Source organism: Pedobacter sp. GW822-FHT03F06 (genome assembly GCF_058801365.1).
On sequence record NZ_JBXANE010000003.1, the window covers coordinates 445,703 to 466,119 of the forward strand.

17 protein-coding genes and 1 tRNA gene are annotated in these 20,417 nt (G+C 42.2%); 5 read left to right on the plus strand and 13 right to left on the minus strand.

What is annotated here, in order from left to right; all coding sequences use genetic code 11:
• Positions 1-3 precede the first annotated feature (3 nt).
• Both AC1RJ8_RS07215 and AC1RJ8_RS07220 read left to right on the plus strand, forming a co-directional pair.
• Positions 4-312, plus strand: coding sequence for a hypothetical protein (locus AC1RJ8_RS07215; RefSeq protein ID WP_492952948.1), 309 nt, complete (start codon positions 4-6; stop codon positions 310-312).
• A gap of 94 nt (positions 313-406) precedes the next feature.
• Positions 407-853 (plus strand): response regulator, encoded by a 447-nt coding sequence (locus AC1RJ8_RS07220; RefSeq protein ID WP_492952947.1) that lies wholly within the window; start codon positions 407-409, stop codon positions 851-853.
• 440 nt (positions 854-1,293) lie between these two features.
• Here the strand turns inward: AC1RJ8_RS07220 and AC1RJ8_RS07225 are convergent, their stop codons facing one another.
• Positions 1,294-2,127: a hypothetical protein gene (locus AC1RJ8_RS07225; protein ID WP_492952946.1), complete on the minus strand. Its 834-nt coding sequence runs from the start codon at positions 2,125-2,127 to the stop codon at positions 1,294-1,296.
• 1,139 nt (positions 2,128-3,266) lie between these two features.
• Between AC1RJ8_RS07225 and AC1RJ8_RS07230 the strand changes: the two genes are divergently transcribed.
• Entirely contained in the window at positions 3,267-4,343 is a 1,077-nt protein-coding gene (locus AC1RJ8_RS07230) for an RICIN domain-containing protein (RefSeq protein WP_492952945.1), read from the plus strand.
• A 606-nt stretch (positions 4,344-4,949) separates the two neighbouring features.
• Here the strand turns inward: AC1RJ8_RS07230 and AC1RJ8_RS07235 are convergent.
• From AC1RJ8_RS07235 to AC1RJ8_RS07270, 8 genes are all read right to left on the minus strand, one after another.
• Positions 4,950-7,523, minus strand: coding sequence for an alpha-L-arabinofuranosidase family protein (locus AC1RJ8_RS07235; protein WP_492952944.1), 2,574 nt, complete (start codon positions 7,521-7,523; stop codon positions 4,950-4,952).
• Positions 7,510-8,853: a glycoside hydrolase family 27 protein gene (locus AC1RJ8_RS07240; protein WP_492952943.1), complete on the minus strand. Its 1,344-nt coding sequence runs from the start codon at positions 8,851-8,853 to the stop codon at positions 7,510-7,512. Before AC1RJ8_RS07240 ends, AC1RJ8_RS07235 begins: the two co-directional genes overlap by 14 nt.
• A gap of 660 nt (positions 8,854-9,513) precedes the next feature.
• Entirely contained in the window at positions 9,514-11,283 is a 1,770-nt protein-coding gene (locus AC1RJ8_RS07245) for an ATP-binding protein (RefSeq protein ID WP_492952942.1), read from the minus strand.
• A gap of 3 nt (positions 11,284-11,286) precedes the next feature.
• Entirely contained in the window at positions 11,287-11,601 is a 315-nt protein-coding gene (locus AC1RJ8_RS07250) for a circadian clock KaiB family protein (RefSeq protein WP_492952941.1), read from the minus strand.
• Between the two features lie 2 nt (positions 11,602-11,603).
• Entirely contained in the window at positions 11,604-11,891 is a 288-nt protein-coding gene (kaiB, locus tag AC1RJ8_RS07255) for a circadian clock protein KaiB (RefSeq protein ID WP_492952940.1), read from the minus strand.
• Positions 11,891-13,639 carry a circadian clock protein KaiC gene (gene kaiC / locus AC1RJ8_RS07260; RefSeq protein ID WP_492952939.1) on the minus strand — a complete coding sequence of 583 codons (1,749 nt, stop codon included), beginning with the start codon at positions 13,637-13,639 and terminating at the stop codon, positions 11,891-11,893. The genes kaiB and kaiC overlap by 1 nt, the downstream gene beginning before the upstream one ends.
• Positions 13,640-13,920: 281 nt before the next feature.
• Positions 13,921-14,109 carry a hypothetical protein gene (locus AC1RJ8_RS07265; RefSeq protein WP_230151409.1) on the minus strand — a complete coding sequence of 63 codons (189 nt, stop codon included), beginning with the start codon at positions 14,107-14,109 and terminating at the stop codon, positions 13,921-13,923.
• 90 nt (positions 14,110-14,199) lie between these two features.
• Positions 14,200-14,276, minus strand: a tRNA-Pro gene (locus AC1RJ8_RS07270).
• A gap of 165 nt (positions 14,277-14,441) precedes the next feature.
• Between AC1RJ8_RS07270 and AC1RJ8_RS07275 the strand changes: the two genes are divergently transcribed.
• Complete coding sequence (locus AC1RJ8_RS07275) at positions 14,442-14,948, plus strand: ankyrin repeat domain-containing protein (protein WP_492952938.1); 507 nt, start codon at positions 14,442-14,444, stop codon at positions 14,946-14,948.
• On the opposite strand, the gene AC1RJ8_RS07280 is transcribed toward AC1RJ8_RS07275, so the two are convergent.
• From AC1RJ8_RS07280 to AC1RJ8_RS07295, 4 genes are all read right to left on the minus strand, one after another.
• A complete protein-coding gene (locus tag AC1RJ8_RS07280) occupies positions 14,926-15,612 on the minus strand; it encodes a hypothetical protein (RefSeq protein ID WP_493008039.1) in 687 nt (228 codons plus the stop codon). The genes AC1RJ8_RS07275 and AC1RJ8_RS07280 overlap by 23 nt on opposite strands.
• Positions 15,584-17,776 (minus strand): catalase, encoded by a 2,193-nt coding sequence (locus AC1RJ8_RS07285; RefSeq protein ID WP_492952936.1) that lies wholly within the window; start codon positions 17,774-17,776, stop codon positions 15,584-15,586. Before AC1RJ8_RS07285 ends, AC1RJ8_RS07280 begins: the two co-directional genes overlap by 29 nt.
• Positions 17,777-17,838: 62 nt before the next feature.
• Positions 17,839-18,072, minus strand: coding sequence for a hypothetical protein (locus AC1RJ8_RS07290; protein ID WP_492952935.1), 234 nt, complete (start codon positions 18,070-18,072; stop codon positions 17,839-17,841).
• A gap of 55 nt (positions 18,073-18,127) precedes the next feature.
• Positions 18,128-19,285 carry a zinc-dependent alcohol dehydrogenase gene (locus AC1RJ8_RS07295; protein WP_492952934.1) on the minus strand — a complete coding sequence of 386 codons (1,158 nt, stop codon included), beginning with the start codon at positions 19,283-19,285 and terminating at the stop codon, positions 18,128-18,130.
• A gap of 146 nt (positions 19,286-19,431) precedes the next feature.
• On the opposite strand from AC1RJ8_RS07295, the gene AC1RJ8_RS07300 reads away from it, so the two are divergent.
• Positions 19,432-20,415 (plus strand): SDR family oxidoreductase, encoded by a 984-nt coding sequence (locus tag AC1RJ8_RS07300; protein WP_492952933.1) that lies wholly within the window; start codon positions 19,432-19,434, stop codon positions 20,413-20,415.
• Positions 20,416-20,417: the final 2 nt, after the last annotated feature.

A 20,417-nucleotide genomic window follows, 5' to 3' on the forward strand; every position in this document is an offset into this window, starting at 1 on the left:
GAAATGGAATCTACATTAGCAATAATGGTGGTGCTTCATTTAAAGGGCACTAAAATTACCTATGGAAAATTTACGCTTGGAACAGACCAGGACACTGCATTTGAAACCTTTAACCTGCTCAAAGGAGAAAAGGAATCTTTAGGTGCCTGTATGATCCAGATGGAACTTATCCAGGAAATAGCAGGGCTTCCGGTGCCTTTAGGAACAATATCTTGCAACCTGGAGCAACTAAAGGAAAATGCAGGGATTATTTCGAAAGAAATCTTCCGGATCGCGCAACTCGATGACCTGGAAATCAAGCCATTGCAATAGGTAAAAAAAGAGGAACATATTTGCGGGTATGCGCACATATCCGGACGGTGATTGAAGGATTTTCAAAAATATAAGATGTAACAACGAGCAGATTATGGAAACAAAAAAAATATTTATTGTAGAGGACGACCTGATGTTACTGGAAACATTGCAAGAAATTCTTAAGTTGTACGGTTATCAATGCCAAGGCTGTCACGATCCGGAGAAAGCGGTTAAACAGATTGAGCATTACCGCCCAGATCTGTTGATTTTGGACTACATGCTGCCCGAATGGAACGGAGGAGCGCTTTGCAGCGCCATCCGCGCTATCGATGGATTTGAGTACGTCCCCATCATCATTATTTCTGCCTATACTAAAATACTGTTTTCACTGTCTGATTATGGTTGCGATGCGATATTGGAAAAACCATTTTCGATCCAGGAAATCACTGGTCTCATCAGCACCCTACTTTCAGAAAAACGCAGCGACAGCGGTCTTCTTCCAAAGATCAAAACCGTAATAAAAAATATGCTGCAAGAGGTAAAGGCCAAAAGCATTTAGTGGCTTTATTGATTTGCAGAAGCAGGATAAATTAACAAATTGTTAAAAAGCAATGCAGCAAAACAGTGCCGTTTAAATGTGTTCTGTTGGAAAAGATCAAACAACTTACTGCCAAATACTTTAAAGGCAAAGATAAAAACATCAGGCCGGTAGCTGCCCTGCTAATAGGAGGCATATATTACATTACCTAAATTGCTCATACGAATAACGGTCTGATCTGTTGAGTTGATATCAGGAAAGCACAGGCCGAAATAAAGAAGACCATTAAACAAATCATTGAATGGGCATACCGTTGAATCTTCTATTGTCCGATACAGTAATTCAGTAATTGGAGACTATCAAAGTTTTATATCTCTTCAAGCAAAAAATGTAGTATAAAGCAGTATAAATTTATTCCAAAAATAATTGCAGGTTCGATGCTGGGATTTACATACTATTTATCAATCTTCTTTAGTTACCTTAACATCAGTAAAGTGGCCTAACGTTCCAGGACCTATCCATAACCCGATACTTCCCCGAATATCTTTACCCTGCTTTAAGTCATTTACAATTAAAGTAGGCTGAGCAGCACCGTTAACATACAGCCTGGCAGTTTCATCCTTTACTACAATTTTTATTTTGATCCATTCTGCAGGCAATATATCCACATACGCTTCATACTGTCCTGGTGTTTCCTTTCTTAATTTTTCCCAGGGATATCCCGGAATAGAAATATACTGGGTGGAATGGTTTCTGCGCAATTGATCATTTGCCCGGCCATTGGTAGGGCGTAAATAAAAAACCTCCATTTTTGATGCGTCTAAAGCCGACCTGAACGCAATACCTACAAAGCCACGGGCAGATTCTCCGGCATTTGCAAGTGGTTGTCCACAAATTGTAGCTTCAATTACGCCGTTATGAAATTCGATATCCTTCAAAATTGCAAGCGTATTGTCTCCATTAGCTTCACCTTTTATCTGCATGGCTAAGGCATTTTTACCTTTATAGATAGATTTTTCGACGGTTACCTGAAACGGAATTACATCAGATGGAATTATTGATTTGTGCTGCGCTTTAGATTTCGAACTAAATACTAAGCTTAACACCAAAATAAATAAAAGCTTTCTAGTCATATGGAAAATAATTTTCAGTATTCTAATCAATCTAAAATAAGAAAAATAATGTTTTTCAAATCCATAAAGGCCGATATATCCGCTGCGATGGCCGGTTAATGATATGACTGTAGCTGAAGGAACCTGGCTGGCACAGTTATATTTTTTTGAATAGGTTGCCATAATTTTTGTTTTTAGTGAGCAAATGTTTGTTCAAAAAAGGATTGCTGTTTATACCGCTATGTTTAAATCCATGCTCCAAACCTAGCGGCTTTATGGCATTGCCACCCCATTTTGAGCTAAAATGAGCTAAATTGGACCAATTTACACGGATAATGAACTAAAATGGACCATTAAGGTTGGCCCGCGCTGCCACAGCCAGACCACTTGTGGCAGCCAGCTTAAGGGCAACATGACCATAAGCGGTGTGCCGGATCGGCCAAAACAGGCATTTGCTTTACCTTTTTGGTAACCAAAAGGTAAAGAATAGGTAAGCCTGGGGTAACCCTGGGGTTAACTTGGTAGCAAGAAAGGGTAAACAACAGGTAAAGAAGGGGTAATCAGAAACAGTCCTTTTCGCTGACTTTCCAGCTAGGCAGTCAGCAAATCTTTCAGATAAAAACGATCGCTACCAGATGGTTTTACGGGCTTAAAAAAGAAAGCCATTAAAAAAAAATTAAATATTACGTAACGTCCTCTACCGGATTAAAAATTACCTGAACTACAGTCTGTAAGAGCGCACATTCAAAAAGAAACAGACCGTAAAAGTCTCTGATGAATATTTCTCCACTTTGCTTCACTTCATAAAAAAACTAATATACTTTCTTGAAATTAAAGGTTTTGACGGTGAACTGCCTAAGCAGATTTCGGCACGATCTAAATCAAAAATAAACGTAAAAAAGACGCTTATAAAAAGCTGCTTTTTCTTATTTAGCTTAACACCTTGTAATAAAACAGGAAAACGAAGAATTTACCCCCTAATTTAGATTAGATTACCCCTCACTACAAGCACATTTTTTATGGTTAATTTGTTTTAACCAAGTATAAAAATCTGGTGAACTACCAGAAGTATCTTTTACAATTCTTTTAATCGTTACCGCTGTTTAGGCAGCAGCAGTAAGGAACGGGCATGTGATTACAGGATAAACCAAAAGCGTTATAAACCAGCCATTTTAAAAAGCTGAACCTTTTAAAACAAGGTGATTACTATAGTTTATTGATCATAAAAAGAGGGACTCACCTCAAACGAGTAGCATATGTCCTCTTTAAAATAACCAAACGAACATGTTCATATGCCTGTTCATTCATTCTTACCTAATTTTATGAAAACAAAATCATTTACTTTACCCTCAGCCAGCATATTGATGCTCGGATTTGTTTTATTTTTTGGCAGTTGCAGAAAAAACGATCTTCCTGATCCAGACAGCACGGATAAGCTTTCGGTGAAAGCAAAACTGGGTGCAATACCGCCAAATGAAACCCCATTGTCTGTAACCAACGGCACCTTTTATATCGTGAACCGAAAAAGTGGAAAAGTACTCGATGTTGGTGGTTTTCAGACTGCTGACGGCTCGAATGTTTCTCAATATGGCGGTACAGGCGGAACAAATCAAAAATGGAACTTAACCTTGCTTACCGGTGGTTACTATTCGATTATTGGGGTGCATAGTTCTAAAGGGCTTCAGGTAGACCAGGCAGGAACAGCTGATGGGGATAACGTGAATATATCTACCTATTCGGGCGCTACAAACCAGCAATGGCTATTTACTTCATTAGGCAACGGATATTACCGTATCATTAACCGAAACAGTGGTAAGGACCTTGAGGTTACCAGCCAGTCAATCGCTGATGGTGCCAATGTTGCACAATGGACTTACAACGGCGGAGAAAACCAGCAATGGTCTTTGTTGACGGTCAATGCAAGCGGTCAACTGAATTGGGTGCTTAATAGTACAGGGGTACCGGCTGATGTACTCGCGCGGATTACCAGTGCGATGAATGATGCCTGTGCAAGATATAACGCGGGTGCCAATTGGCCCGCCCGCACACTTACTGTACAATATAACACTGGTGTGCCCACAGCCGATGGCAGTACAAACGGGAATATACGTTTTGGTGCAAATGCCAGTTACCAGAATGTGCGTACGGCAATGCACGAAATTGCCCACACCTATGGCGTTGGCATAAGCACCGGATGGACGTCAAATACCAGTACTGGCGATTTCCTTGGCACAAACACAGTTGCACTTGTCAAAATTTTTGATGGCACTAGTGGTGCAATACACACAGGAGGTGGGCATTTTTGGCCTTACGGTTTAAATTATGACAATGAATGGAGTGAAACAAATGCCTTTAGACATGTAAAATTAGTTTTTGCAATGCGATCAGACGGGATGTAGAGCAGCAGATCTGTAGCTAATATTGAATTGAAGAGGGTGTATCATAAATGAAATTTCACCTCAGATGCTGTCATGTTGAGCCTGTTGAAACACCTTAAAGCGTATTTAAACAGGTCCTTCGACAGGCTCTCTGTAGGAGTCCTTTGGACAGGATGACAAATCTATATTTATGATACAACCTCTTTTTAAAAAGATATTGACCATAAAGAACGTTGATATTTTTCATTTCCCTATGAGTTGGTTAATAACACTCGCTCACTTCAATTCGGGTATTTGTTCTGTTTTTAATTTAAAGGCCTTTATCTTATAGGCCTTCCTTTTTCTGCCCTATATTCAGAGGGCGATACCTTATATTTTGCTTTACACGACTTAGCAAAATAATTACAGGCACATTGACAGACTCCAATAGAGTGGTCGTCTTTCCCGCGCAGGCGGGAACCTTAAAGCGCACGCTAGTAGCGATAGAGATTGCTTCCCCGAAAAGTAGGGACAGGCTGTCGGCTGGAAAAAGCCTTCCTAGTAATGAAGATTCCTAAGAAAGGTCGTCATCTCCACTACAGGAGATGACGATACTTAGAGATCATTTAACGTGGTTTTATTTGGTTTCTACAGCTCAAATACGGTAAAAGAATAAGGTTTTAGTTCGAAAGATTTAAGATTCGAAAAATCCATAGCTGTTTTTACAGGTTGGATTTTGTAATCACCCGGAAGACCGGATATTTCTTTTTTAATTACTTGTTTGTTCACAGCACTGAACTTGGACAGATCAATATTAGTCTTAACTGCGACTGGAAGCATATTTACAATTTTGATGAATAATTTTCCTGATTTTTGGTCACGCGTAATGGAATATGCCACACGCTTAATTACATCTTCTCTCTTCACTGAAAAATCAACCCGTGCAGGAATGAATTCATCTCCTACGTTTTGACCGTAAAGCTGTTGCACATAATATCCAATGGTGGGCTTAACTTCTGTATTATTAAAATAGATCAGATCAGGATTCCACTGCGTATGTTTTTCCTTTGCCAACAGTGGTGCATAAGAGGCCATAGATACCACATCTCCATTGCGCTCCAGGGAGGTGAGATACAAGGCTTCAGCTAAAGCAGTTTCCAGGTTTGTCCTGTTCCCCCCTGGGAGGCTTGCCGCATACTCGCCCAGATAAACTTTCGATTTACTTCGGTCATATTTGTCATAAAAATCCTGATTGTTTATAAACCAGCCTGGTGGACGATAATAATGTTCATCTATCATGTCAACCTTCATTTCGTTGGCCAGGGCCCAGCCTTCCTCATAATCTGTTCCTTCAAAAAATGGTCCTGAAGTTCCAATAATGGTTATTTCAGGGTGTGCTTTTTTAAGTGCTTTATAGATCATGGAAAAATGCTCACGAAAAACGTCTGTTATCTGGTCTTCATTGCCAATACCGATATACTTTAAATTAAATGGTTTCGGATGTCCTGCGGCAGCACGTTCTTTCCCCCACTTTGTACTGGTGGCTCCGTTGCAATATTCAACCAAATCGATGATATCCTGAATATATGCAGGCATATCTGCCATCGGGATTCCGCCCTGCTGCCCGCCCCCATTGGCTCCTGAGTTTTGACAAGGCACTCCAGCGGCAATAACAGGTACTGGCGTTGCGCCGATATCTTCGCAAAACTGAAGGTACTCAAAGTAGCCCAGCCCCATACTCTGGTGATAGCCCCACAAATTGCGGTCAGGAACCCGGGCCTGTAAGGGCCCGATGGTATTTTTCCATCTGTAAATATTATGGATCCCATCTCCATGGGCCACACATCCACCTGGAAAACGTACAAATCGCGGTTTTATCGCTGCAATTGTATCTGCAAGATCTTCTCTAAGGCCATTTCGTCGATTTTTGAAGGTGTTTTCGGGAAATAGTGAAATCATGTCGAGATCAATACGGCCATTTTGCAATGGCCACAATTGCAAGCTCACATCAGAGGCTGAAACCGATGATTTGAGCGTTGTTTTTATTTCCTTCCAGGACTTTGAACTGCAACTGATCAATCCTTTCGAAAGCAAACCATATTTTTCACTAACAAGCCTTACTTCAAACGATTTCTTTCCTTCTGCAACCCGGATAAAACTGGAGAACAGGTAATTTTCCCCTTTCTTGACCGCAATTCCGTCATAACCAGCATTCGATAATGAACTACCTTCGACTGTTAAATTTAGTGCCGCATAATGTGGGTTATTCGGGTGTAGTGGCTGCGCTGTTCGAATTGCAAAATCCCCTTCTTTGCCTTTAAATGTCCAGGAATGATTGCTGTTCCATTTTGCATCATGGTTTTCTTTATCTGATGGCTGATATTCGAAGTCACGATTTTGAATCAGTTCACCATAAAGCCCGCCATCCGCTGCATAGTTGATATCTTCGAAAAATATCCCTGTTAACAGCTTACTTATGGCTTTAGCTTTTTCAGGCGCTGCCGAAATATACAGCTCGGGCTTTGTTAAGTTTGCAAAACGTACCGGATCTTCTTTGGTTGTCTCCGCATCTTGCTGTGCTTTGAAATTCCTCAGCTCCGCAGCTTTATTCAACGCTTCAACCACTGCCCATTTAACTCGGTGCAACTGTCCGCTTACCGTATTGTTTTGAATCGTAGTGGTGATGGTATTGCTTTTATAGGCAGAGAGGGGTACCTCCTTTGCTGGACTATAGGTTTTGAAGTCTTTTGTTTCTGTCTGAAAATAGGCGCCCTCGTTATCCGTGTATACAATCTGATAAATGTCGAGATCTTTATGGTAACTAATTACAGGACGAAGGATATTCTTACCTTTTTCAAAAAAGGGGTAACCTTGCGGTCCCCAATCAATCAGATTTCTTGTTTGAGCATGAGCAAATTGCTTTACCCGATCATTTAAGCTCCATACACATTGCCAAACTCCCCCGCGCCCCTGAATCACATATGGAGTAAACATTTTTTTATCTGATCCCCAGCGGCCAAAGTCCGAGCGAAGATAAACCTGTCCTGTTCCAACAGGTGTCCAGTTATTTCGGTCATCGCTCCATGCAAACCGTAATCCATCATTCCCGTATGAAAAAAGGTAAACAGAATCAGCCGCAGCATGTTGCTTTGGTTCTGATGCAAATAAGTTTCTGCTAAATAGCAAAAGCACCAGCACCATAGATAGCTTACTTAATTTCATACAAAACGCAGCTATGTGGTTTAAGATTTACGGTTATCTGTTTTCCATCATTCTGAACAATTTTTCCTGTCCAGCTATCAGTAACTTTGGCTGCTTTAGCTATCCCTAAATCCGAAAGTTTTACCGAAATTTCCTTTAGATCTGGTTCATCAGAAAGATTGAACAGGGCGAGATAATGCTGGCCGGTTTTAGCATTCGTTGATGTTACCGCAACTTTCTTACGATCGTTAAAGAGAAATTTTACATCGGTACTTTCTCTATGCATCTTAAGTACAGCTTTATTGGTAAGTAGCGAAGTGGTAAAGGGATCTAAACTCGGCATATCACCACCAAACATCAAGGGCGAGCGGAATATGGTGAAGAAGGTCATCAGCACTTGCTGCTCATCCTTGGTCAATCTGCTTGCACGGTCGCCACCTCTTTCTCCGCGAATGGAAATTCTACCCAATGGAATCATATCGCAATCAGGCCAGGTTCCGGGCTTAATATAAGGCGCCCATGGTTGAGCAACATTAATCAGGTGCGTAATATGCGGCCAGGTATCCCATACATCATCCACCATTCTCCACATATTTGCATGTTGCTGAACGTGTTCTGCTTTTTCTATCGGCGTTTCACCTGGTGAAGTGCTCAGCACAATCGGGCGACCGGTTTTATCGATTGCTTTTCTGATGAGTTCTATTTCTCCCTGATGATAAGGACGGGAGAGATCATCTACTTTAATAAAGTCGACACCCCAGCTGGCGTAAAGTTCCATTATTGAATCATAATATTCCTGTGCACCGGGTTTTGTAGCATCTATCGTGTAATTGTCAGTAAGCCATTTACATTGCAAAGCAGTACTATAGATCTGATCGGCAGTATATTTTGTACCTTTAATGGGCATCTTTTCTTTAACGGCAAGCGTGGGGATGCCGCGCATAATATGAATACCAAATTTTAATCCCTTGGCATTTATATATTTTGCCAGGTTTTTAAAGCCCTGTCCATCTGCTGCCGACGGGAACCGGTTCAGGGCAGGCAGATAACGGCCAAATTTGTCAATTACATATTTTGGATCCGTTTGGTTATATCCCCCTGCTTTATCATTTTCCACAAACCAGCGGATATCTACAACGATATATTCCCACCCAAAAGATTTCAAATTGGAAGCCATATAGTCTGTATTGGCTTTTACTTCGGCTTCTGTAACAGAAGAGCCGTAACAGTCCCAGCTATTCCAGCCCATTGGAGGAGTTTTCGCCCAATTCTTAAAATTCTGTTGTGCGTAAGTTTGCTCAATTGTGAACATTGAACAAAGTAAAATCAATACTAATGTTATTCTTTTCATGCTTTGATATTTGGTCTTTAACAAATATAAATAATAAACGTTAAATCAACGATTATTATTTAGTCATTTAGTGTTTATCAAAATAATATTACTCAAGTCACAACACCAATGTCGTTAAGTTAAGGGCTTTTAACCTGAGCTCGATACTTAAAAGTCGTCTCCTGACCCATAGCGCAGCGGAAGCTACGCAGTAAATTTATTTTATTAGCAGTTTTTATATTATTAAAGGCCTAACAGCTACTTGTAAAACAAGTTCAGCATGACGATGAGAATAGGAATAAACCTTGTCTTATTTTAGCTCGAATCCCTTTTATTGCGCTGTATTCTAAAGGAAGTACCTGGTATTTTCCCTGAATGCCTTTGCAAAATAGTTAGGGGTGCTAAAACAGACCATATAACAGATTTCAGAAATGGTTTTGCTGCTTTTCTCCAATAAAACCGCCGCTTTCTCGAGCTTAACAGAATGACGATACTTCTAATCGACTCAACTCTTTAAAATTCTCCTGTCATTTATATTGATTTTTATACCCTATATTATTCCTCAGGATGACAAATCTATATTTATAATACAACCTCTTTTTTACATAACCTCGAGTCAATAGGTTTTAAAAAGAACGATACAATGTGCGAGAATGGAAGGTAAATCTGCCTGCTTTCGCACTAAAAGCGCTTAGCAGGATTAATTAACGGTAAACTGAAATAAAAAACCGAGCCCTTTGCTAACTTGCTTTCCGCCCATATCTTTCCGCCATGTCTCTGGATAATCTCAGCAGATAGATAAAGACCTATTCCAAAACCGGCAACAGTACTCATCCGATTGTTTTCTACCCTGTAAAACCGTTCGAATAGTTTTGGGATATCGTTTTCATCTATCCCCATCCCTTTATCCATTATGCGGAATACCGCCATACCGTCCTCAAGATAACTGTCAATAATTATTTCACTATCGGTCGGCGAATATTTCACTGCATTGCTGATCAGATTATTGACCACATGTCCAAGTTTGTCCCTGTCTGCGTTCACAAAAAAACCTGGCTGGAATGCAAATTTGATGTTATGGTTGTTTACTGTTGCAATATATTCCTCTACCACTTCCTTAAGCAAGGCAGACATTTCTACGGGCTGGAAATCCATCAGCATTTTTCCCGATTCCAAACGAGAGAGGTTCAGAAAACCATTGATCATGCCGGTCATTTTATTGATCTGACGCTCAGCGCCCTGGAGGGCCTTATCTGCAAAGCCGTTCGGCGTACCCTTGGCTTTCAGCTGCATCACCTGAATATAACCTTTCATGGAAGTAAGCGGTGTCTTGAGTTCGTGACTGACCATCGCAATAAAATCGTTCTTGCGCTGTTCATCCCTTTTCTGATCTGTCACATCCATCAGAACAGCATAAAAGCTATCAAAATCGCCATAGCTGCCCTTTTTTAACTTACCTACTATCCTCATCCAACGGTGCTCACCAGAAATAAGATGCCCGATCGGATAGGTATAATCCAGGGGCTTTCCAAGATTAATGCATTCGTGGAGAACCCCTTGAAGCGCTGATAGGTATTCAGGACTAACACAGCTCAGCACCATTGTCCAGCTTACCTCCCCCTCCAAGGGCAAACCGCAAAGTTTCCTGAACCGCTCTGATACTTCAACCCGTCCTGTTTTGATATCCAGGTTACAACTGCCCAGCTCTGCTGCGTCGAAGGCCGACTGTAGGTTATCTTCGCTCTCCCTCAACGCATCGAGTGCATCTTTAAGCTGAGCATTTACTTCTTTCTGAAGATCGTTGACTGCTGCGAGTTTTTCATTGATGGTCTCAAGCTCCTGTGTTCTTAACCTGACTGTATTTTCAAGATTTTCATTGAGTTCATCTGCATTTTTTCTTGCCACTTCAAGTTCCCTGTTCCTGGTTTCCAAAAGCAACTGGTTTTTCTTCAGCTCACTCAGATCGGTAATAATGACACTTAGTGAAGTGCCTTCATCAAGGCTAAGGGCCTTTAGAGAGAGCTGAACCGCCGAGTAAGTTCCCGAACTGTTGATGATATCTACTTCTGCCCTAGTATCTACTTCCCAGGCTCCATCAATTGTCTCTTTAACAAAGGCCTGATCTTCTGTTGAAAAAAATGTCAAAAAGTTTAGACCGATAACTTTTTCTAAAGGTAAGCCTAAAAGCCTTGCAAATTGTGAGTTGCAATACAGTACCCTATATGATTCATCGAGGGTAAGTGCACTTTCGGTCATCTGTTCGATAAAGATTCTGTAGGTATGATCAGCACTCTTAAGTGTAAAAAGCTGATGACCATCCTGACCGTTTACAATCAGGGCATCAACTTCTCCCGAGCGGATTGCATGGATAATATCGTTGGCCTCCTCGAGCTGGATACGAAGTTCTTCATAGGCCCGCTCGAGCCTGATATGTTCACTTGACTTCTGCATAACTTAATAACTGATACCCAAACCTTTCAATACTTTTTCCTTGTCAGAGCAGTCTCCGATCAGCTTTTTGATAGGAACCGGCGATTTTTTAATCAACATCGGGATGGCCGTCACATCTTCCTGCTGCACTAACAAGGGCTGCTGATGTGCATCAATGATATCCAGCTCGTACCTGCCGGCAATAAATTCCTCGCATATTGCGCGGATGTTGACAACTGCCCTTGCGGAAACTGGTGATGCACCTGCAATAAAAAGCCTAAGCGAAAAAAAATCTGCGCTTTGGGTACTATCTGGATGATCCGGGTTTCCTGTCTGCATAACTAATTTTTAATCTTTGCACGTATATCCAGTCCCACCAGAACCTTTTCCTCATTTGAAAGGTCACCTATAATTTTGCGGACCGGTTCAGGCACTTTTTTTACCAGTGTCGGAATGGCAAATATCTGATCACCTTCAGCCAGCTGTGGCTTTTCCAAAAGATCGATCACTTCAATACTATATTTTCCTTTCAGATGCTCCTCGCAGAGCTTTTTCAGGTTTTCCAGTGCGACTACCGATTTATTGGTTTTACCGGCCACATATAGCCGGAGTTCGTATGCTTTACCCACTATTTATTTGTTTTTGTGTATATTTTTTTCTTCCCGCCATCATCCCCCCTGCGCAGATTGGCCATTTTGCTTATCGTTTCGCCCATAATCTGTTTTTTTAACGCCTCTTCAACATAAACTTTATTCAGCTCCTCTTCCGCTGATTCATATTCGGATCGTAGGCTTTCTATTTTTGATTCTAAAATTTTCCGTTTGCGCTCAAGTTCACGGTCTTTACGGCTGACAGCCTGGGCGTGGATAACCTCGCCGGTCTGCTCCATAAGCATTCTTGCTTCCCTCGCCGAGCCGGTAAGTACGCCTTCTTCGGTAAGATATACATCCACCAGGTCCAATCCCTTATCTGTAATCACAAATTCGCGTATCTGGTTTGAATGTTTCATTCCTCTAGACTTCATGATATACAATCCGCGGTTCCGCTCACCGTTACTCTCAATATCACGGATTAAAAGCCAGGCATCAACAAGCGAAGAAACCCCTTCATCGGTTTGTTCATTGACGATATTATTAAGGGTGAGGGCTGTAAACATTACCGTAATCTGTTCAGCCTGCAGAAAATCGATCAGGCGCACAAGCATTGTTTTCACATCGCTAACCGATCCTATCGTGATCAGGTTGGTGATCGGATCAAGTACAACAACAGATGGCTTAGACTTTTTAATTGCCTTATGGATCGCTACCAGATGCATCTCCAATCCGTACAGAGTAGGGCGTGAGGCGTAAAATTCAAGCGTTCCTTCCTTAAGGTGTTTTTGAAGATCTATGCCTATAGAACGCATATTTCTGATAATCTGTTTTGGGGATTCTTCGAAAGCAAAAAAAAGGCATTTCTCTCCCCTCAGGCAGGCCGCATTGGCAAATGTTGCTGCAATACTGGTCTTACCCGTGCCGGCCGTGCCTGAAACCAGGATACTGCTCCCTTTATAAAAGCCAGAATTTCCCAGCATTTTGTCCAGCGCGGCAATACCTGAGGGCAAGCTTTTTGTGGAAACCTCATGATTCAGCTCCAGGGAGGTAACGGGAAGCACCGAGATACCCTCATCATCGATCAGAAAGGGATATTCATTGGTTCCATGAACCGATCCCCGGTATTTTACAACCCTGAGCCTCCTGGTAGAGATCTGGTTGATAATCCTGTGGTCGAGTAAAATAACACAGTCTGACACGTACTCTTCTAGGCCCTGACGGGTAAGGCCATTGCCTCCACGCTCACCTGTTATGACCGCCGTAACGCCTTTCGATTTTAAAAACTGAAAAAGTCTCCTGATCTCTGCCCGCAGTACTGCTGTATTATTTAGGCCTGCGAAAAGGTTTTCGATGGTATCAAGTGCCACCCTTTTAGCGCCTATACTGTCAATTGCGTATCCCAGCCGGATAAAAAGCCCCTCCAGGTCATACTCTCCGGTCTCCTCAATCTCTGAGCGGTCAATATGCACATAATCCAACCTTATCTTCTTATCCTTTTCTAACTGTTCTAGATCAAATCCAAGTGATGCTACGTTCGCTTTAAGTTCCTCGGCCTTTTCTTCAAAAGCCATAAATACTCCTGGTTCACCATATTCCATGGCCCCTTTTACAATGAACTCTATGGAAAAAAGTGTTTTCCCAGAACCAGCCTCACCACAAACGAGTGTAGGTCGTCCCGAGGGCAGCCCGCCTAATGTAATCTCATCAAGTCCAGAAATACCAGTGAGTGTTTTAGGAATTGTACCAGTTGAGTGCGTTCCCAGTTGATTTTTTGATTTAGCCATTTATTTTTTAACGCTTAAATCTATTAGATAATAGTAATATTGATTAGTTCTTTTCAAAAACAAACAGGGAATATTAAAAAATGTTTGTAATAAGCGAATATATCGACGCAGGGAAATATTTTGCTTAAATGGATAATAGCTATACATCCGTTACAGGCCAATAATCAAAGCAGTGGAAATATTATACCAGTCTGTTCATCCGACATTACAGGTTATTCCGCAGCTACCCGGCAGGACATATTAAAAGCGGGCATCCATACCGGATGTCCGCTTTTAAGGTGCTAGGCATTTCCGCCCGCATTCCCGGCAAGATCTCCTCCAACATCATCTTCATCATCAATTTCACCGGTAAGCCCCCGTTGAACCTCGTTATCATCAGCTTCTTTTTCTTCGTTGGGACTTATTCGCGACTGTTCATTGCCGTTTTCATCTTCGTTGTCTTCTTCCTTTGGATCGATGTAATTTTTCATAGTATCTGTTTTATTGTAAAACAGATACTTTATAACTATAGTTTCAAAAAATTAGCAAATTGGCACCAGTGCGTTGGCCTGCCCAAAAGCTGGTCGGGATAGGAAGATTCGAACTTCCGACCTCCAGCACCCCATGCTGGCGCGATACCTGGCTACGCTATATCCCGTTTGGTGAATTCCCTTTAGGAAACACGAAAATTGATACAAAGATATATCACATTGCGCTTTTGACAGAAAAATTTTTAAAAAAAGCTGAGGCATTCTTCAATTTTCAACAAAAAATGAGCAGTGCTTTACCTTAAACTTTTTAACAATGCGAATGTTATATAAAAATGGAAAACATAGAACAACTCATTATACCTGCCGCAAGAAAAGGCGATACGGAGGTTTTAAAAGAACTATTGCGCAACGGAGTGAACATAAATTTTCAGGACGATAAAGGTTATACTGCTCTGATTATTGCCTGCTACAACAACCAGCCGGAAGCCGCAGCATACCTGATTGCTTCGGGAGCAGACTTGAATCTTGGAGATCAGGGAGGCAACACCGCTTTAATGGGTGCGGCATTTAAAGGTTATACCGATATTGCAAAATTATTGATTGAAAGCGGAGCAGACCTTAATCTTCAGCATGGAAACGGTGGCACTGCACTGATGTTTGCCGCAATGTTTGGCCGCAATGAAGTATTAAAACTACTTTTAGCGCATGGTGCAAAAACGGGGCTCCAGGATATCAGGGGGCAGCATGCATTAGATCTGGCCATTTTGCAGGGGAACGAAGCCGGAGCAGAACTGCTTGAATTGTACAGCAAAAATGCTAATCTTGCAAAAGCGCCTTAACCAGGCCTTTCCACTGCGGATATGAAAAGCCCAGCTTGGCCGCCATACCCACCATAAAATTCCTTCCCTTATCATAAAGGGTGCCATTATCTGTATTTGGCACTTCATTTCTGCCATGTTCTTCCGCAGTTACATATTGTCCGGTTTGTGTAATGATAAAACTTGATGTGGCTTCACTTTTTAAAAAGTGGGCAGTTTCCTTTTTTTGTGACAAAGGATGTGCGCAGGGTCTTACCCTCATGCACAAGGTTTGCTTCTTACCGTCGCTTTCTGTTGTGATTTCCTCGATTTGAACCCAGTCATAGCCCATTCCGGCCTGCGTTCCGGGACCGGGAATATCGATCCTGATATAATCATTTAACTGCGCCTGCCTTTCTGCACGGATGCCTTGCGGATCGATTAATTGGAAAGCGGAGATGCCTGCATAACGGCCCCACTCGTTTACGGACAATAATTTAGTGCAGGCCCGTTCAAAAACCTCTAACGCTTCTGCAAGGGTGCTGCAGTTCTTGCGTTCTATTACATCCATCTCGCTACCTGTATATTGAGCAGGCACGGTTTCTAAGTTATTTTTATTTTCCATAGCCAATAAATTTGGTGAAGGCTGTTCGCCTTCACCCGGTTTGTTTCTGAAATTATGCAGGTATTTTTCTTTGAACTTCACGCTCCCAAAAGCGGTGCAAGGCAATCATTTCTGCAAAAGTCTTGGTAAGGACATCAATATTCTCAGTAATCAAAATCCCTTCGCGTAATGCATTATCGCTGGTATATTCTGCTGGTAGCTTTTTAGCGAAATAAGTAGATTCCAAAACCTGGAGTGCCTGTTTGTCGGCAGCAATTGCCTTACAATGTTTAAACGCCTCATTTAAGAAATGAATGGCATTGGCCTCTCCACTAAGTGCATGAACTGAATTAGTGCCCCCAGGCACATATACTGCATCGTAAAGGACAGATGCTGCTGTTAGAAGACTTTCATCCACTGCAATATTTTTACCACCTGCCGAAATAATTTCGCCCAATCTTGGTGCTATAATGTGCACCACCGCTCCCTGTGCAACAAGGAAATCTTTAACTTTACTCAGTGTTTGCTCATTTACTCCATCTGCGGCAAGAATTGCAATTTTTCTTGACTTGATGGTATCTTTGATCGTTGTGGCCATACTTAGCGCTGTGGACCTTGCAAGGCTTCCTTTAGGATTTACAGAAGCATAATCCTTCCTTTTGCCATCAGCTGGCAGGCTATTGTTAAGGTCTGCCAAAGGGATTTTTGGAATCTGCAGGCCAAGTGCCTGCGCAACGGCCCCAGCCAGGTCCTTATCTATCTGGATTAATACAGCCAGCATACGTTCCCGGACAGGAATTGCCTTTACTTTACCGAGTTCAAAGCTAAAGGCATCAATAATGTGGTTCTTTTCGGCATTGCTCTGTGAATTGAGGAATAAGCGGGCCTGCGAAAAATGATCAAAAAAACTCCTGCTCCTTGCGCGGATCTTTCTGGCATCAATTGCCTCATTATGACTTACAAAGCCACCTTGGGCAGCAGGTACCTGCCTTGGGTCGTTTGCGGCGAGTCCGTTCGGACCATAACTGGTTTTACCCCTGTTTATCGTTTGGCGCATATGGCCATCGCGTTGATTATTATGCACAGGAATTACAGGTCTGTTAATCGGGATTTCATGAAAATTTGGTCCTCCCAATCGGATTAGCTGGGTATCGGTATAAGAAAACAATCTGCCCTGCAATAGCGGGTCATTGGTAAAATCGATACCTGGTACAACATGACCAACGTGGAAAGCGACTTGTTCAGTTTCCGCGAAAAAGTTATCGGGGTTTCTGTTCAGTGTCATCTTACCAATGCGCTGCACAGGAACAAGTTCTTCAGGGATCAGTTTAGTGGGATCCAAAAGATCAAATTCAAACTTAAACTCATCTGCTTCAGGCACGATCTGCACACCAAGTTCCCATTCTGGAAAGGCACCGGCCTCAATCGCATCCCAAAGATCCCTTCTATGAAAATCAGGGTCTTTGCCCGAAATATTCTGTGCCTCATCCCAGGCCACCGAATGAACACCCAGAAGTGGCTTCCAGTGGAATTTCACAAAACTGGCTTCCCCATTGGCATTTACAAATCTAAAAGTATGTACGCCAAAGCCCTCCATCATGCGGTAACTCCTTGGTATGGCCCGATCACTCATCAGCCACATAATCATATGCGACGACTCTGGCATCTGGGAAATAAAATCCCAAAAAGTATCGTGAGCTGAGGCGGCCTGTGGCATTTCATTATCAGGCTCTGGTTTTACCGCGTGGACAAGGTCTGGAAATTTAACCGCATCCTGAATAAAAAATACCGGCATGTTATTGCCTACAAGATCAAAATTCCCCTCCTGGGTATAAAATTTTACGGCAAAACCCCTTACATCACGCGCAAGATCTGTCGATCCCCTGGAGCCTGCTACGGTTGAAAACCTAACAAACACCGGAGTTTCTGCTCCCGGATCGCATAAAAATGCAGCTCTTGTTAACTTAGATAGGTCTTCGTATACCTTAAAAACCCCATGTGCAGCAGAACCCCTGGCATGCACTACGCGTTCGGGTATGCGTTCATGATCGAAGTGTGTAATTTTCTCCCGGAGGATAAAATCCTCCAGAAGTGTTGCGCCTCTTTCCCCGGCTTTGAGCGAATTCTGATCATCATTAATCCTGACTCCATGATTAGTTGTTAAAAATTCGCCTGTCGAATCCGCTACAAAAGATTCCAGTTTGGCCGTCTTACCATTTTCTGGCTGAGCAGGTTTATTTTTTCTTTTTGGTGTTTTCTTGTCCATATTTTTTTTAGCTTACGCCTCTTTTTGGGCTGTTAACAATTATTTTTTCTGCGATTTATTCATTATTGGTTGAGGGAAAAACTATCGGCCAATGTGCCGTTGGCACGGACAAAGTTTATCTTTGCCAATGTATTTTCATCAACAATCTCTGTAATATGGTTCCGCAGTTCCGATGCAAGGGGTTCTAAGGGCTGCTCGTCATCAATCAGAATATCAACTTCCGCTGGTCCCTTTATCGTTAGATCCATAATTCTGTTTCCTAAAAATGCTTTAAGCTGTTCAATGAGTTTTTCCATGTTGTTTAAGGAAAGATGCGTAGCTGGATGAAAAATTTAAGTTTCTAAATAGCAATTAAGGTTTTAAAACAACCTTTACACAATCCTCCTCCTTTTCGTCGAAGATCTTATAGCCGTGTGCTGCCTGATCAAGGGGAAGGGTATGCGTAATAATGTCATCAAGCACTACCTTTCCATCATTTACCAAACCAACAAGTTTATCTATATAGTTAAGTACGGGTGCCTGGCCCTGTTTGATGGTAATACCCTTGTCGAAAATTCTAAAGAGCGGAAAGTTATCGTAAGGCGAACCATAAACACCCATAATAGATACGGTTCCCATTCTACGAACAGCTTCAAAGCACATTTCGAGCACTTTTATAGAGCCTTTTTCAAAATTGAAGGTTGCCTTAACCTTATCCATAAAGCTACGTTCGGGCTCAAATCCTACCGCATCTACACATACATCAGCTCCCCGTCCGCCTGTCATTTCCCTTATTGCTTCCACTACATCCACTTTATGTGGGTTCAGCGTATCAACTTTATTTACCGCCTTTGCCTTTTCGAGCCTATAATCTAAGGGATCAATTGCAATTACCCGGCTGGCACCATTTATCCAAGCTGCTTTTTGTGCCATTAACCCAACCGGTCCTGATCCAAAGATGGCGACCACTTCTCCTCCTTTTAACTGCGCCCAATCAATGGCCGACCAACCGGTTGGAAAAATATCGGTAAGGAACAGTGCCTGTTCATCGCTTAAATGATCGGGAACAATACGCGGACTGATATCGGCATATGGTACCCTCACATATTGCGCCTGGCCACCAGAGTAGCCACCATAAAGATCGGTATAACCAAAGAGTGCACCACCCTTCTGGCTCATCATATCACCATTTGGTCCATAGTTTTTAAAGTTCGAATTCTCGCAGGCAGGTGAAGCTTCATGAGTACAGAAAAAACACTTACCACATGCAATGGGAAAAGGAACTACTACCCTGTCGCCTCTTTTCAGGTTCGTAATGGAGGCGCCAACCTCCTCAACTATCCCCATAAATTCATGCCCCATAACCAAAGGTTCTTTTTGCGGAACTGCACCGCTTAAGATATGCAGATCGGAGCCACAGATTGCGGTTGAGGTTACTTTAAGGATTACATCCCTGGGATCAAGAATTTCCGGATCGGGTATATTGTCTACCCGGATATCGCCAGGTTTGTGGAATACTGCTGCTTTCATAATTTAAATTTTATGTAGATAATGAATAAAGCCTTCATAAACAGCCTATGGTACAATAAACAACAATGAAAAATATGTTAAAGTTTAGCTAATTTGAATTAAAGAATAACAAAAAACATTTTTCGGGCAGAATGGGTTGTACAATAATGATGAAGGAAAAAAGAACGGTTGTAATTACAGGCGCTTCAAGTGGCGCTGGCAGAGCAATGGCTACGGTATTTGCTCAGAATGGAGATAAATTGGTAATCTCTTCCCGCAATATAGATGAACTTACAGCACTGGCTAAAGAATGTGAATTATTCGGTGCAGAAGTGTTAACAGTTGAAGCAGATGTATCCGATTATAAACAGGTAATTAATCTGGCAGCGGCTGCCGACAATTTTGGACCTGGAATAGATATCTGGATAAATAATGCCGGCGTACTTGCTATCGGCGAATTTGATGTTACACCAATGGAAGTTTCGGAGCAGGTGTTACGCACCAATCTGCTTGGCTATATGAACGGAGCTCATGCCGTACTCCCATATTTTAAAAAACAGGGATCAGGTATCATCATCAACAATATCTCCATCGGTGGCTTTCTTCCTGTACCTTACGGCGTGGCCTATTCTGCAAGCAAATTTGGTTTGAAAGGTTTTAGTGCAGCCCTTCAAACAGAATTATCCAGGTACCCCAATATTTATATCTGTGACGCCTTTCCAGCATTTTTAGATACACCAGGGATCCAGCACGCGGCAAATTATACCGGAAAAAGTTTAAAACCTGCACCACCGGTATACGATCCGATGCGTATAGCACTAAGCATACTTAAACTTTCTAAGCAACCGAAACCGCAAACGATGATTGGAAGCACTTCGATACTGCTTCGCTTATCTTATGCCGTTTTTCCGGCAATTACAAGGGGCATAGCCGGAGCGGTGATCCGTAATTACTTAAAAAATGCCCCTGATATCGAAAAAACAAACGGCAATATTTTCTCTCCACTTCCTTTTGGCAATGCCATACACGGTGGTTGGGGAATACCTGGAAGACCTAAGGCGCACCGTAAATACCTTACTGGCGGGCTACTTCTCTTTGTAGGCGCAGTGCTTTTAACGGCCAAAAGTTTATCACAACTGCCCAAGGGATAACC

Excerpts from the sequence above, each read along its gene's own strand:
- AC1RJ8_RS07215 (WP_492952948.1), top strand. The coding sequence starts at position 4 with ATGGAATCTACATTAGCAATAATGGTGGTGCTTCATTTAAAGGGCACT.
- AC1RJ8_RS07220 (WP_492952947.1), top strand. The coding sequence starts at position 407 with ATGGAAACAAAAAAAATATTTATTGTAGAGGACGACCTGATGTTACTG.
- AC1RJ8_RS07225 (WP_492952946.1), bottom strand. The coding sequence starts at position 2,127 with ATGGCAACCTATTCAAAAAAATATAACTGTGCCAGCCAGGTTCCTTCA.
- AC1RJ8_RS07230 (WP_492952945.1), top strand. The coding sequence starts at position 3,267 with ATGAAAACAAAATCATTTACTTTACCCTCAGCCAGCATATTGATGCTC.
- AC1RJ8_RS07235 (WP_492952944.1), bottom strand. The coding sequence starts at position 7,523 with ATGAAATTAAGTAAGCTATCTATGGTGCTGGTGCTTTTGCTATTTAGC.
- AC1RJ8_RS07240 (WP_492952943.1), bottom strand. The coding sequence starts at position 8,853 with ATGAAAAGAATAACATTAGTATTGATTTTACTTTGTTCAATGTTCACA.
- AC1RJ8_RS07245 (WP_492952942.1), bottom strand. The coding sequence starts at position 11,283 with ATGCAGAAGTCAAGTGAACATATCAGGCTCGAGCGGGCCTATGAAGAA.
- AC1RJ8_RS07250 (WP_492952941.1), bottom strand. The coding sequence starts at position 11,601 with ATGCAGACAGGAAACCCGGATCATCCAGATAGTACCCAAAGCGCAGAT.
- kaiC (WP_492952939.1), bottom strand. The coding sequence starts at position 13,639 with ATGGCTAAATCAAAAAATCAACTGGGAACGCACTCAACTGGTACAATT.
- AC1RJ8_RS07265 (WP_230151409.1), bottom strand. The coding sequence starts at position 14,109 with ATGAAAAATTACATCGATCCAAAGGAAGAAGACAACGAAGATGAAAAC.
- AC1RJ8_RS07275 (WP_492952938.1), top strand. The coding sequence starts at position 14,442 with ATGGAAAACATAGAACAACTCATTATACCTGCCGCAAGAAAAGGCGAT.
- AC1RJ8_RS07285 (WP_492952936.1), bottom strand. The coding sequence starts at position 17,776 with ATGGACAAGAAAACACCAAAAAGAAAAAATAAACCTGCTCAGCCAGAA.
- AC1RJ8_RS07290 (WP_492952935.1), bottom strand. The coding sequence starts at position 18,072 with ATGGAAAAACTCATTGAACAGCTTAAAGCATTTTTAGGAAACAGAATT.
- AC1RJ8_RS07295 (WP_492952934.1), bottom strand. The coding sequence starts at position 19,285 with ATGAAAGCAGCAGTATTCCACAAACCTGGCGATATCCGGGTAGACAAT.
- AC1RJ8_RS07300 (WP_492952933.1), top strand. The coding sequence starts at position 19,432 with ATGATGAAGGAAAAAAGAACGGTTGTAATTACAGGCGCTTCAAGTGGC.